Raw genomic sequence first — 13105 nt, 5'->3', positions numbered from 1 at the left:
TTTGGTAAAAAATTTGAAAAAGAAAATTATTGTTAGGGGAGCAAAAGAGCATAATTTGAAAAATATTGATGTGGATATTCCAAAAGATGGTTTAGTTGTAATATCTGGTAAGAGTGGTTCTGGTAAATCTTCTCTGGCTTTTGATACTATCTTCGCAGAAGGGCAAAGAAGATATATGGAATCTGTTTCAGCTTATGCAAGGCAATTTTTAGGTGTAATGAAAAAACCCAATGTTGATTACATAGATGGACTTTCTCCTTCCATAGCTATTGAGCAGAGAACAATAAGTAATAATCCTCGTTCTACTGTTGGAACAATTACGGAGATTTATGATTATTATAGGCTAATATTTGCTAAAATAGGTAAAGCATATTGTCCAAATGATGGAAGATTAATAGAAGAACAATCTTTAGATAAAATAGTTAATACTATTTTAAGTTATTCTGAAGGATCTAAGGTTATACTTTTTGCACCAATTGTAAGAGGCTCTAAAGGTTCTCATAAAAAAGTTTTAGAAAAAATATTAAATCAAGGTTTTAATAGGGTTAGAATAAATTCCAAAGATTATTTAATAGAAGATGCACTTAATTTAGATTTACATAAAAATAAAAAACATACTATTGAAATTATAGTTGATAGGATTAAGCTCGACAATAATATTAGAGTGAGACTTGCAGAATCTATTGAGACTTCTCTTGCTGTTTCTAATGGATATTTAAGAGTGGAGATTGAGAATGATTTAGAAAAAATAGATAAGCTTTTTACAGAGCATAATAGTTGCCCTTTGTGTGGATTTTCACTGCCTTTTATAGAGCCCAGACTTTTTTCATTTAATAGTCCATTTGGTGCTTGCAGCGAGTGTTCTGGTCTTGGTGTTACGCTTGAATTTGATTTTGAGAGCATTTGTCCTGATCCTAGTCTTTCTTTTAATGATGACGCTTTTATTACGTTTAAGACAAGTTCATCTTGGTCTGTAGCTATTTTTAAAGGGCTTGCCAAGCATTATAATTTTAAATTAAATACCCCTATAAAAGACATTCCAGATAAAGTTCTTAAACAGATTTTGTATGGCTCAGATGAAAAAATAGATTTTATTTATCAGTCCAAAGAAATGGAAGCAAAGGAGGTGGATGGAGGATTTCATTATTCTAAAAAGTTTGAAGGACTTTTACCTCTTTTAAAAAGACGATATCTTACAACAGAATCAGAGAGTACTAAAATTTTTTATGAAAATTTGATGTCTAAAAAAATCTGTAATTCATGCAAGGGGAAGCGTTTAAGCGTTGGAGCTTTAACAGTGAAAATTAATGGGAGAGATATTCAAGATCTTACTAATTTGTCTGTATTTGATTCTTATGTGTTTTTTGAGAACTTACAGCTTGATGTGGTGGATGAAAAAATATCTAAAGAAATTTTAAAGGAAATTAAAAGTAGGCTTAAATTTTTAATTGATGTTGGTCTTTCTTATTTGTATTTAAATAGAATATCTGGCAGTCTATCTGGGGGTGAGGCCCAGCGTATTAGGCTTGCTACTCAAATAGGGTCAGCGCTTTCGGGTGTTATTTATGTTCTTGATGAGCCAAGTATTGGCCTTCATCAAAGAGATAATGAAAAATTAATTTCTACTCTTGTTAATCTTAAAAATATTGGCAATACAGTAATTGTTGTTGAACATGATGAACAAACTTTGCGTACTGCAGACTATATTATTGATATGGGGCCTGGTGCTGGAATTCTTGGAGGGGAAATAGTTGCAAAGGGAACTTTAATAGATATTTTAAATAGTAAAAACAGTTTAACCGGTCAATATTTGAGTGGCAAGTTTAAAATAGATGTTCCAAGTTCTAGAAGAAAGACAGACAAGGGAGAGATTTTACTATTAGGTTCTAGTAAAAACAATCTTAAAAATATAGACGTAAGTATTCCTTTGGGAGTTTTTACTGTAATAACAGGTGTTTCTGGTAGTGGAAAAAGTACTCTACTTAACGAGGTGTTATATCCAGCGCTTAACAGTAGATTAAAGTCTAATGGAAAGTATTGTGATGGTTTTAAAGATATTATTGGGTATGAAAGAATCGATAAAATTATTCAAATAAATCAAAAACCAATAGGGAGAACCTCAAGGTCAAATCCAGCAACGTATGTTGGATTTTTTACAGAAATTAGGGAGCTTTTTGCTAAGCTTCCGGATGCAAAGGCAAGGGGTTTTAAAGCCGGTAGATTTTCTTTTAATGTTAAAGGTGGAAGGTGTGAGAAATGCCAAGGAGATGGGTATCTTAATATTCAAATGCATTTTTTACCAGATGTTTTTGTTCCTTGTGATTTGTGCAAGGGCAAAAAATTTAATGAAGAAACTTTAGAAGTTAGGTATAAAGGAAAAAACATACATGATGTTTTAGAGATGAGTGTGTTTGAAGCTAAAAAATTTTTTGAAAATGTTCCAAAAATTAATCATTATTTAAAATTTTTAATTGAAGTTGGGCTTGAATACATTAAATTGGGTCAATCTGCAACAACTTTATCAGGAGGCGAAGCCCAACGTATTAAGCTGGCTTTTGAGTTAAGTAAAAAGAGTACGGGTAAAACCTTTTACATTATTGATGAACCCACAACTGGATTGCATTTTGATGACATAAAGAAGTTATTAGAGGTTTTGCAGCGTTTAGTTTCTAATGGTAATACAGTTGTGCTCATAGAGCATAATTTGGATGTAATCAAACAGGCAGATTATATAATAGATTTAGGGCCTGATGGTGGATTGGCAGGGGGTAATGTCGTTGTTTCTGGTATTCCCGAAGAGGTTGCAAAATGCGAGAATTCCTATACAGGAATGTTTTTAAAAAATCTTTTGTAAGATTGTTATTTTTTTTAACATTTTCTAATGTAATTTTTGCTCAGACTTTAAATGATGAAAATTCTAAAAAAAGAAATAAGTTAACTTTAAGTCAAAAATCTTATTTGAGAGAGCTTGAGCTTTCAACTGATGAGGATTTGAAAAAATGGGCCTTAAAAGAAGGCCTAAAAGAAACGGATGTTGTAAAAATACGAGAATTGCTTTTAAAAAAGTTTGGAATAGATCCAGTGCTTTTTGTTAAAGGAAAAGGACTTGCTGGATCTGGTAGATATAAAATAATAATTGAAACTACAGACAATCTTGAAAATTTCACTTATGGACTTACTAAGGATGAAAGCATTGTTTTTGAAGGAAGAGTTAATATTTTGGTTGAAGATATTAAAGAAAACAAGAAGCATAATATTAAAGGTGATAGGATAGTTCTTAATAGGAACTCTAAAAAACTTTATTCTATTGGGAATGTCGAATATGTTCTTGATATGGATGCTAATGAAAAACTTTATTTTTATGGTAATGAATTTTTTGTCGATTTTGATTCTCAAAATTTTCTATTAAAAGATGGCATTCTCCAGAAAAAAATGCAAAAAAATCAAATAGATCATATTCTGTCGTTTGGAGGAAAGGTTTTAAAAAAAATAGACAATGATGTTACTATTTTAGAACAAGCTTTTGCAACAACTAGTAAAATTCCAGAGCCTTATTATTCAATCAAGGCTTCTAAAATATGGGTATTGCCTTCAGGAGATTTTGGGTTTTTAAATGCCATATTTTATATGGGAAGAGTTCCAGTATTCTATATTCCTTTTTTTTTCAGACCAGGAGATAGTTTGTTTTTTAATCCGTCTTTAGGTGTAAATCCACGAAAAGGATTTTCTGTTTTTAATACCATTTATCTTTTTGGAAATAAATCTTCAAGCGAAGATTCTTCTTTTTTGGATTTTGATTTTAATTCTGTTTATAATTCAGGCAAAAAACCTTATATAAGAAATGGATATTTAACTTATTTTTTTGCAGAAAATTTAGCACATAATATTAATAAAGATTATGTTAAGTTGATCTTTGATATTTATGCTAATCTAGGATTTTATTCTGGAATTGATTTTGATTTTAGTAGTACTTTAGGGCATTTTAAAACCTTAGAAGGAAGTTTTGGATTAGGTTTTACTAGGAATGTTTATAGTTACGATGGAGGATATTATCCTTTTGATAATAGAACTTTAAAACAATCTCTTTTTAGTTTTTCTAATCTTAATAAAGGAGATATATTTGGGTTTGAAGTTCCTTTTAGATATTTGCTTAAATTGAAAACCGAATTTCTTTTAAGTGATGCACTTTTTTCTGCTGTTTTAGAGCACTATTCCGATCCATATGTTAATATTGATTTTAGAGATAGAATAGAGAGTGCTTCATTTTTTTCTCTTTTAAATTTAGATAAAGATTCAGTTAAAGAGCCAACTAGTATTAGCACTTTTGATTGGAATTTGTCTTCTTTTTATAGCCGAACATTTAGTGATAATTCAATTTTAGATTATAAATTAAATAATTTAGGCTTAAGTTTTAAATTGTCAGGATATGAGAATCTTTATGTTAAGTCTCCTTTGGAAAAACCAAAAGAGATTAATGATCCTACAAGAAAATGGTTTTATTTAGAGAGAATTTATGCTCCATATATTGATTTAAATTTTCAAAAAGATATTTACAATAATCAATGGACGTTTTCTTCAGCTGATGCTAAAGAAATTATAATGCGTCCAGAAATTAAAAATTTAGAAGATAAAGGTAAATATAAAAAGAGTGTTAAGGGAGAAAAGCCCGAAAAAATAAAAGATTTAAATAAAGATTTATATATTTCTCCAGAACCGATTACTTTAAAAAGTATTGATCAATTTGATTCTTTTTTCATTAGGTTTGGCATTAACCCCTATTTAAGAAATAATGTTTTTTTTAATAATTATGGTATCACAAGCCCAAAAGACTTTAATTATGAAATAAAAAATTATTTATTTGATATAAAAAATAAAACGGATATAAAAATTCATGCAGATTTTTACAATCGTTTAATTACTTTTGAAAATTTATTATATCTTAATACTATTGAATATAATCCTTTGACTAAAGATTTTAAAGTTGAAGATAAAGATAAAAAAAGTGAGCATTCTGTTATTAATCAAATAAATGTAAACTTGCTCCCTTTTATTAGGTATCCTGTATTATCTAGAAGCATTTTAAAGCTTGAGAATAAGGCTACTTTATATTCATTTAATAAAAAATATGATACTGATGTAAAATCTTTAGTTAATAAGAATAGTAGTATTTTTTTCTCTGATCCGGAAACTTTTTATCAAAGTTTAACAGCTTCTTTGATTTATGATTTTAATTATTTTAATGCTGAGCTTTCAGGTGAATTAAAAAATAGTTTTGAAGACATTAAAGCTTCTTCTGAACTTAAACTTTCTTTAGATTTTCCTTATTTATTACAAGAAGCTGGGATTGGAATTAAATATTATAAAAAGTTTAAAGAAGATGCTATTAAAAACTCTGGAATTTCTGGCGTTCAGTCTTTATTGAACCCTTTAGAGCCCCAAAAACCATCTTCACCTTATAAAAATTTAGAAATGTCCCCCGCTTTGTATTATAAAATTGAGCCAAGATATTTGAATTATTTTAAATTTAGTTTTTTAGCTGCTTATGATCCTTTGATAAATAGAGTTTCTGAACTTTCGTTTAAGCTTAATGTTTTTGATTTCCAGTTTTTGTTTGCGATGAAAGATGACTTTGAATATAACTATGATCCTTTAAAAGGGGATTTTTCCAAGGTTGGCATTACAACTAAACTTGTTCCATATTCTATAGATTCTAGTTATAAAAAAGAATTTAACGTTTTAAATTTGTTTGATAAGAAGCTTTCTTTTACTCTAGGGATAGATGCTGGTTGGAAAATAAATTTGCAGAAATTTACGGATAATGAACTTTGGTCAGCATTGACTTTTAAATTTAAATATACAGAATTTTTAGAAATTTACTTTTCTACTTTTTCAATAAATACCAAGACTTTTAGGTATTTTAAAGGATATATGGATCAAATTGGCCTTGAGACCGTTAATATCTTTACTGATTTGTTAAAATCTTTTAATTTCTTTAATTCTCAAGACAGAAAAAATTCACTTTTTAAAATTAAAAAATTTTCATCTGGCTTTAAATTTAATTTTTATGATTGGAAATTTGTTGGCGAATATAATTTAGAACCAGATTTGCTGATAGGATCTGATGGGATTTATTCTCCTATTTGGAGAAATAATTTTACAATTTACATCTCTTGGAATTTTTTTGCTCCTGTAAAAGCATCATTTGAAAACAATAAAGATACAAATTATGAGCTTATCATTAATAGAAAAACAAAAAAATAATAACGATTTTATGTATTATTGCTAGCATTAATTTTTATAGTTCTTGTTATTAAAATATTTATTGTTCTTTTTGTTTCAATGCCTACTTTTGTTATGTTGAGTTTGAAAATAGACGGATATTTAATAGCTGAGCTTAAGGAATTGCTATTTTTAGTTTTAGAGAAAATTTTTGGATATGCTTTAAATTTAAATGACGTTTTAGGACCAATAAAAAACTCCCTATATTTATTTTTATACTTTATTTCATTGTTTATTGTAAGATCTTCTTTTTTTAAGACAATTTTATTGTTGTCAAGACTGGTGTTTTGCCAATTTATTTTTACTATGTCTAAACTATTGTTTGTGATTTGAATATAAATATATTCATTTTTTGCTTTAATTAAATCTATGTTAATGTATTTAGAAGGAGATTCTAAAATTTTAAAATCAGTTTCATAATCAGGGTTTATTTTGACCGTTGCACAACAGTCAAAATAAACCATTGAAATCAAAAATATTGTTTTTATGTATTTTTTAATAATATTTTTACTTAGTTTTGTGAAAACCAAGATCTGCAATATTTTCATTTCCCGGAATAAAAGAGATTTTTCCACCTTCTTTTTCAAATTTTTTCCTTAGTTCAACTGTTTTTTTGATTAAATCAATAGTAATTTGTTTTAGTTTTTTGCTATTATAGATTCCTTTTGACCAATAGTCAATTATTAATTTACTGTCGCCAAATATGTTTGCTATATTTTCTTTTAATGCTATTTTGAGTGCTGCATATAAGGCAAGTAGTTCTCCAAAATTATTGCTAATCCCTTGAAAATTTTTGACATAATGATTGCCATATTCATTAATTAGGGATTTGTCCAGTATTTTATCTAATATGGAAATTCCTTTTTCGTTTACAACTTTAATTTCTACACCCTTTCCTCTTCCTGTTCCAGAATCAAAATATATTCCAATAGGATGATGATAAATTATTGTATCCCCATTATTGGATAGCCAATTTTGAGCTTGTTCTATTGTTTTAAAACTTTTTATTTTATTATTTTTACCTTTAATAGTAGTTTTGCATTCTTCCCAAGATTTGAAAATAATTTTTTCATTACTATTAATCAAAATGCATGCATAATATTTTTCCATATAGAGCAGTATTAACTTCCTGAGCACCAGAGGTTTGTTATATTGCAAGCTCTTCCAAAAATTTTTTCTTCCGATTTTTTCAATTCCATTGAATCTACTATTTCTTTATTATAGCCAATGAATTTTTCTTTTAAACTTGGTTTAATAAGTCTTTTTGGAAGCGCGCTGGGGAGTATTCCTGCAATCGTATAAGACATGTAAAAATTGTATGCGGCTGCATTTATTTCTCCAGGAGTAATTATTCCCGAAATTTCGTAATTTCTTGATACATTAAGTCCTGCTATTTTATATATTCTATCAACTACTAAAGAACAATAGGTTTTGTTATGAATTTCTTCAAGATTAAATGAATCTGTCCATAAATTAGAGGATATTAGTGGTATCATATATCCAAAGTTATTGTCAATATATCTGCTTCTTCCAAAATTAATAGCTTTTTGAATTGTTCTTGTGTCTGTTATTGGTGAGAATATTTTTAATATTCTTGATTGTACATATGTTGAAAGTTTTTCGTATCCTGAGCCTTGAGTAGATGCTGTATCGAATTTGATTTGATTGCTTGTGATTATTGATTTTATATCAAAACTATCATTCCCATTAAACGCAATTTTTTTAGTGGCTTCGTATTTTTCTTCATCAAATATTCCTACATGTTGCCAAAAATAAAAAAACTCTGTCCAATCTATTTTAGGTTTTATTAATATTATGTCGCCATTTGATAAAAGAGATCTTAATTTTTCAGGAGTTATTTCAATGCCCGTACTTGGGTCTATTATTTTGGGTATTAGATTATATTGATTGCTATTGCTATTATTGGAGTCATCAGTCGATCTTTTTCGCCTTTTAGATGTTTTAGGTGGTGGTGATTGTTTCGAATAGTACAATTCATTGTGAAGATCTGCAATTTTTTGTTTTTCAATTATAGTTTTTATTGTACTGTTTTCAACTTTTAAAAAATGCATAAATTGTTCAAAATATTTTTTGTCTTTTATTTTTAATAATTGATTTGCTATTATGTGAGGTGCAATATATTCTTCTCCATTTATTATTTCTTTTGTTATTGTGTTTATATTTTCTTGAGGGAAGAATGAATTAATGTGGCTTAATTGTATATATCCTAAATTATTATCATGGAATATTTGTTCAATTAAGTTTAAAATTTCTTTTTCTAGTTGCATTTGCAATTCTATTAATGCTGTCAATTTTTCATTATCTGAATTTTGATTAAAATTTGTTTTTTTCTCAAAAGCAGTATCAATTTTAATTGTTAGATTGCCATTAATACTGCTTTGATCTAAGAACTTTATCCATTCTGTTTCATTATTTAAATAATTTTTATAAGCATTTAAATAGTTTTTTATTTCTTCTAGTTTTTGTGGGCTTATTTTGATTTTTGCTGCTGTTTGTTTGATTAAAAAAGAATTATCGTTATTGTTTAAAATTTCTTGGATGCTGGATGTTGGTATTCGATATTCTGTGCTAGAAAGATTCTTTATTAAAGATCTTTCTATTGGTGTTATTTGTGTTAATATGACTTCTGATGTGTTTAGATTTTTTGGCTTGTTATCTGAAATTAAGGAACAAGAGAATAGCAAGACTTGTGCAGTTAATATTAATAATCCATTAGCTTCCTTCATGGTAGTATTTTAGCATAATTATTGTCAATATTTTTGATTTAAGATTCTATTTTAGAGATCATTTTTTGTTTTTAGTAAGTTTTCTACTTTTTTATAATATTTTTTAAAAATTTTAATAAATAATTGATCTTTTTTAAGATAAACTATAATATTTTAATATATGGCAATTTTTATAAAGGGGAAGCCGATGGAAGAATATTTAAATCCTATAAATATATTTTCGGAAATAGGTCGTTTGAAAAAAGTTTTGCTTCATAGGCCAGGAGAAGAATTGGAAAATTTGACACCTTTTATTATGAAAAATTTTTTATTTGATGATATTCCTTATCTTGAAGTTGCAAGACAAGAGCATGAATTTTTTGCAAATATTTTAAAAAATAATTCAGTTGAAATTGAATATGTTGAGGATCTTGTTACTGAGGTTCTTGCTTCTTCTGTAGCAATTAAGAATAAATTTATATCTCAATTTATTCTTGAGTCAGAAATAAAAACAGATGCTACAATTAATATTTTAAAAGATTATTTTTCTAGTTTAACTATTGATAATATGGTCTCTAAAATGATTTCAGGTGTTGCAAGAGAGGAGCTTGAAAATTATGTGTCTTCTCTTGACGATTTGGTTAATGGTTCAGGGCTTTTTATTATTGATCCTATGCCCAACGTTTTATTTACCAGGGATCCTTTTGCTAGTATTGGCAACGGAATTACAATAAATAAAATGTTTACTAAAGTTAGACATAGAGAGACAATATTTGCAGAGTATATTTTTAAATATCACCCTATTTACAAAGAAAATGTTCCAATTTGGTTAAATAGATGGGAAGAGACTTCTTTGGAAGGTGGAGATGAGCTTGTTTTAAACAAAGACCTTTTGGTTATTGGAATTTCCGAAAGAACAGAGGCTAAGTCTGTAGAAAAATTAGCTATTAGTCTTTTTAAAAATAAGACTTCATTTGACACAATTTTAGCTTTTCAAATTCCAAAAAATAGATCTTATATGCATTTAGATACAGTTTTTACTCAAATTGATTATAGCGTTTTTACAAGTTTTACAAGTGACGATATGTATTTTTCAATTTATGTTTTAACATATAATTCAAGTTCTAGTAAAATTCATATTAAAAAAGAAAAAGCCAGACTTAAAGATGTTTTGAGTTTTTATCTTGGTAGGAAGATTAACATAATAAAGTGTGCGGGTGGAGACTTAATACATGGCGCTAGAGAGCAATGGAATGATGGTGCTAATATTTTAGCTATAGCTCCAGGAGAAATAATTGCTTATTCTAGAAATCATGTGACTAATAAATTATTTGAAGAAAATGGTATTAAGGTTCATAGAATTCCATCTAGCGAGCTTTCAAGAGGTCGTGGAGGTCCAAGATGTATGTCTATGCCTTTAGTAAGAGAGGATATTTAAAGGATATTTAATAATTTGAGTTAAATAAACCAAATGGGTTTTTTAAAACCAATTGTAAGGTTAGGGGTTATTATGTATAATTTACGAAATAGGAGCTTTTTAAATCTTTTAGATTTTACAAGCAAAGATATTAAATATCTACTTGATTTATCGATCGATTTAAAAAAGTCAAAATATGCAGGAATTGAAGTGCAGAAGCTTAAAGGTAAGAATATAGTTATAATTTTTGAGAAAGATTCAACAAGAACGCGGTGTGCTTTTGAGATTGCAGCGTATGATCAAGGGGCAAATATTACATATTTAGGATCTAAAGGTAATCAAATAGGCTTAAAAGAGTCCATGAAAGATACCGCTAGAGTTTTAGGGCGCATGTATGATGCCATTGGGTTTAGGGGGTTTTCTCAACAGACTGTTGAATGTTTGGCAAATTATTCTAATGTTCCTGTTTACAATGGATTGACAGATATTTCTCATCCAACCCAAATACTAGCCGATTTAATGACAATAAAAGAGCATAAGGGAAGTTTAAAGGGGATTAAAATAGTATTTTGTGGGGATGGTAGGGGAAATGTTGCTAATTCTTTGTTGAAAGGCTGTGCTATTATGGGGCTAGATTTTAGAATTTTTGCTCCCAAAGAGCTTTTTCCAGACCCCAATTTAGTTCTTAAGGCCAAGTCTTTAGCTTTAAAAAGCGGAAGTAAAATTACAATTACAGATTCTAAAGAAGAAGCCGTTAAATGCGCTGATGTTGTGTATACTGATGTTTGGGTGTCTATGGGCGAGAGTAATTGGGAAGATAGAATAAATCTTTTAAGGTTTTATCAGGTTAATAAAGAGTTGATGTGTATGGCAAAAGATGATGCAATATTTATGCATTGTCTGCCTGCTTTTCATGACTTAAACACCGTGGTTGGTAGGGATATTTTTGATAAATATGGATTTGATGGAATTGAAGTTACAGAGGAAATTTTTGAAAGTAGTAATTCAGTTGTTTTTGATGTTGCTGAAAATAGAGTGCATACCATTAAAGCTGTTATGATATCGACTTTGGGATAAAAGTATTTTATTTATTATATGAAATTTGGAATTATTTAGGAGGAACGTTATGATCAAAATGCCAAGTAGTTTTACAATAATATTCTCTTTAATTGTATTTGTTACCATCTTAACATATGTGATTCCTGCTGGTAAGTTTGATAAAGAATTTAGACAAATAGGCGATGGACCTAAAAGGGAGATAATTGTCGCTGGAACTTATCAATCTATAGATCGAGATCCTAGAGGATTTTTACATCCCATTATGACTATTTTAACTGCAATGTCAAAAGGTATGGAAAATGCAGCTGAAGTTATTATTTTTGTTTTAATTGTTGGGGGTGCTTATGGGATTATTATGAAAACAGGGGCAATAGATGCAGGAATTTATTGTTTAATTAAGAAGTTGGGGCATAAAGATAAATTGCTTATTCCTTTGTTAATGTTTATTTTTTCAATTGGTGGAACTGTAACCGGAATGAGTGAAGAGACCCTTCCTTTTTATTTTGTTATGATTCCTTTGATAGTGGCCTTAGGTTATGATACTCTTGTTGGTGTGGCTATTATTGCTTTGGGAGCTGGAGTGGGCACCATGGCTTCTACTGTAAATCCATTTGCTACGGGAATTGCATCTGCAATAGCTTCTATTAGTTTGCAGGATGGATTTTCTTTTAGAATTGTTCTTTATTTTGTATCAGTATTAGTTGCTATAATTTATGTTTGTGTTTATGCATCTAAAATTAAAAAGGATCCCTCAAAATCACTTGTGTATTCTCAAAAAAATGAACATTATCAATATTTTGTAAAAAAAAATGAAGTTTCTAGAGAAGATAATACCCAAAAAGATGCTCTTGAGTTTACCTTTGCTCGTAAATTAGTTTTACTTTTGTTTGGGTTTATGATATTGTTTTTAGTATTTAGTATTGTCCAGCTTGGCTGGTGGATGCAAGAAATGACAATGCTATATCTTGGAGTTGCTATTATATCGGCTTTTATTTGTAGATTGGGTGAATCTGAAATGTGGGATGCTTTTGTTAAAGGTTCTGAAAGCCTGATAACAGCAGCTCTTATTATTGGACTTGCTAGAGGTGTTATGATAGTATGTGATGATGGTTTGATTACAGCTACTATATTAAATGCTGCTACTAATTTTTTATATAATCTTCCAAGACCTTTTTTCATCATTTTGAATGAAATTATTCAAATATTTATAGGATTTATTGTTCCATCTTCATCAGGTCATGCGAGTCTAACTATGCCAATAATGGCCCCGCTTGCTGATTTTTTGTCAATGCCAAGGTCCTCAGTTGTTATTGCCATGCAAACTTCATCAGGACTTATTAATTTAATAACACCTACAAGTGGAGTTATAATGGCTGTATTGGGGATATCTAAGTTGAGTTATGGTACTTGGTTTAAGTTTGTGTTACCGTTATTTATTATCGAGTTCTTTATTTCTATTTTAGTTATTATAGCTAACATATATTTGAGTAGTAGTTATATTTGAGTAGTAGTTATATTTGAGTAGTAGTTATATTTGAGTAGTAGTTTAAATTATGTTTGATGGATTTTAGCTTTTATACTATTAAATTATATATTAATATATAATTTGATGGTTGATTAGCTA

At 28.7% G+C, this 13105-nt stretch carries 8 protein-coding genes; 5 read left to right on the top strand and 3 right to left on the bottom strand.

Translation table 11 applies throughout. The features are described 5' to 3' along the window. The first annotated feature begins 1 nt into the window (after nt 1). Together uvrA and HNR35_RS00035 are read left to right on the top strand one after the other, a co-directional pair. A complete protein-coding gene (gene uvrA / locus HNR35_RS00040) occupies nt 2-2854 on the top strand; it encodes an excinuclease ABC subunit UvrA (RefSeq protein WP_006433386.1) in 2853 nt (950 codons plus the stop codon). Further along, on the top strand, nt 2809-6261 hold the full coding sequence (locus HNR35_RS00035; RefSeq protein ID WP_183223117.1) for an LPS-assembly protein LptD: 3453 nt from the start codon (nt 2809-2811) through the stop codon (nt 6259-6261). The genes uvrA and HNR35_RS00035 overlap by 46 nt, the downstream gene beginning before the upstream one ends. A gap of 8 nt (nt 6262-6269) precedes the next feature. On the opposite strand, the gene HNR35_RS00030 is transcribed toward HNR35_RS00035, so the two are convergent. The 3 genes from HNR35_RS00030 to HNR35_RS00020 are packed head-to-tail and all read right to left on the bottom strand — an operon-like array spanning nt 6270 to nt 9026. Beyond that, nucleotides 6270-6818, bottom strand: coding sequence for a hypothetical protein (locus tag HNR35_RS00030; protein ID WP_095456352.1), 549 nt, complete (start codon nt 6816-6818; stop codon nt 6270-6272). After that, nucleotides 6787-7389: a ribonuclease H family protein gene (locus HNR35_RS00025; protein WP_183223114.1), complete on the bottom strand. Its 603-nt coding sequence runs from the start codon at nt 7387-7389 to the stop codon at nt 6787-6789. The genes HNR35_RS00030 and HNR35_RS00025 overlap by 32 nt, the downstream gene beginning before the upstream one ends. Before the next feature lie 11 nt (nt 7390-7400). Then, nucleotides 7401-9026 (bottom strand): hypothetical protein, encoded by a 1626-nt coding sequence (locus HNR35_RS00020; protein ID WP_183223112.1) that lies wholly within the window; start codon nt 9024-9026, stop codon nt 7401-7403. Between the two features lie 187 nt (nt 9027-9213). On the opposite strand from HNR35_RS00020, the gene arcA reads away from it, so the two are divergent. From arcA to HNR35_RS00005, 3 genes are all read left to right on the top strand, one after another. Beyond that, the gene (gene arcA, locus HNR35_RS00015; protein WP_183223110.1) at nt 9214-10443 is read left to right on the top strand and encodes an arginine deiminase; all 1230 of its coding nucleotides are present in this window, start codon (nt 9214-9216) and stop codon (nt 10441-10443) included. Between the two features lie 72 nt (nt 10444-10515). Continuing rightward, a complete protein-coding gene (gene argF / locus HNR35_RS00010) occupies nt 10516-11499 on the top strand; it encodes an ornithine carbamoyltransferase (protein ID WP_183223108.1) in 984 nt (327 codons plus the stop codon). A gap of 49 nt (nt 11500-11548) precedes the next feature. After that, nucleotides 11549-12985 carry a YfcC family protein gene (locus HNR35_RS00005; protein ID WP_183223105.1) on the top strand — a complete coding sequence of 479 codons (1437 nt, stop codon included), beginning with the start codon at nt 11549-11551 and terminating at the stop codon, nt 12983-12985. Nucleotides 12986-13105: the final 120 nt, after the last annotated feature.

This window comes from Borreliella spielmanii (assembly GCF_014201705.1).
Lineage (GTDB): Bacteria > Spirochaetota > Spirochaetia > Borreliales > Borreliaceae > Borreliella > Borreliella spielmanii.
The sequence above is the reverse complement of the archived record's forward strand: the minus strand, read 5'-3'. Positions and strand labels throughout refer to the sequence as shown.

What these genes read in the sequence shown, in the direction of transcription:
- HNR35_RS00035 (WP_183223117.1), top strand. Translation starts at nt 2,809, where the DNA reads ATGCGAGAATTCCTATACAGGAATGTTTTTAAAAAATCTTTTGTAAGA.
- HNR35_RS00025 (WP_183223114.1), bottom strand. Translation starts at nt 7,389, where the DNA reads ATGGAAAAATATTATGCATGCATTTTGATTAATAGTAATGAAAAAATT.
- HNR35_RS00020 (WP_183223112.1), bottom strand. Translation starts at nt 9,026, where the DNA reads ATGAAGGAAGCTAATGGATTATTAATATTAACTGCACAAGTCTTGCTA.
- arcA (WP_183223110.1), top strand. Translation starts at nt 9,214, where the DNA reads ATGGAAGAATATTTAAATCCTATAAATATATTTTCGGAAATAGGTCGT.
- argF (WP_183223108.1), top strand. Translation starts at nt 10,516, where the DNA reads ATGTATAATTTACGAAATAGGAGCTTTTTAAATCTTTTAGATTTTACA.
- HNR35_RS00005 (WP_183223105.1), top strand. Translation starts at nt 11,549, where the DNA reads ATGATCAAAATGCCAAGTAGTTTTACAATAATATTCTCTTTAATTGTA.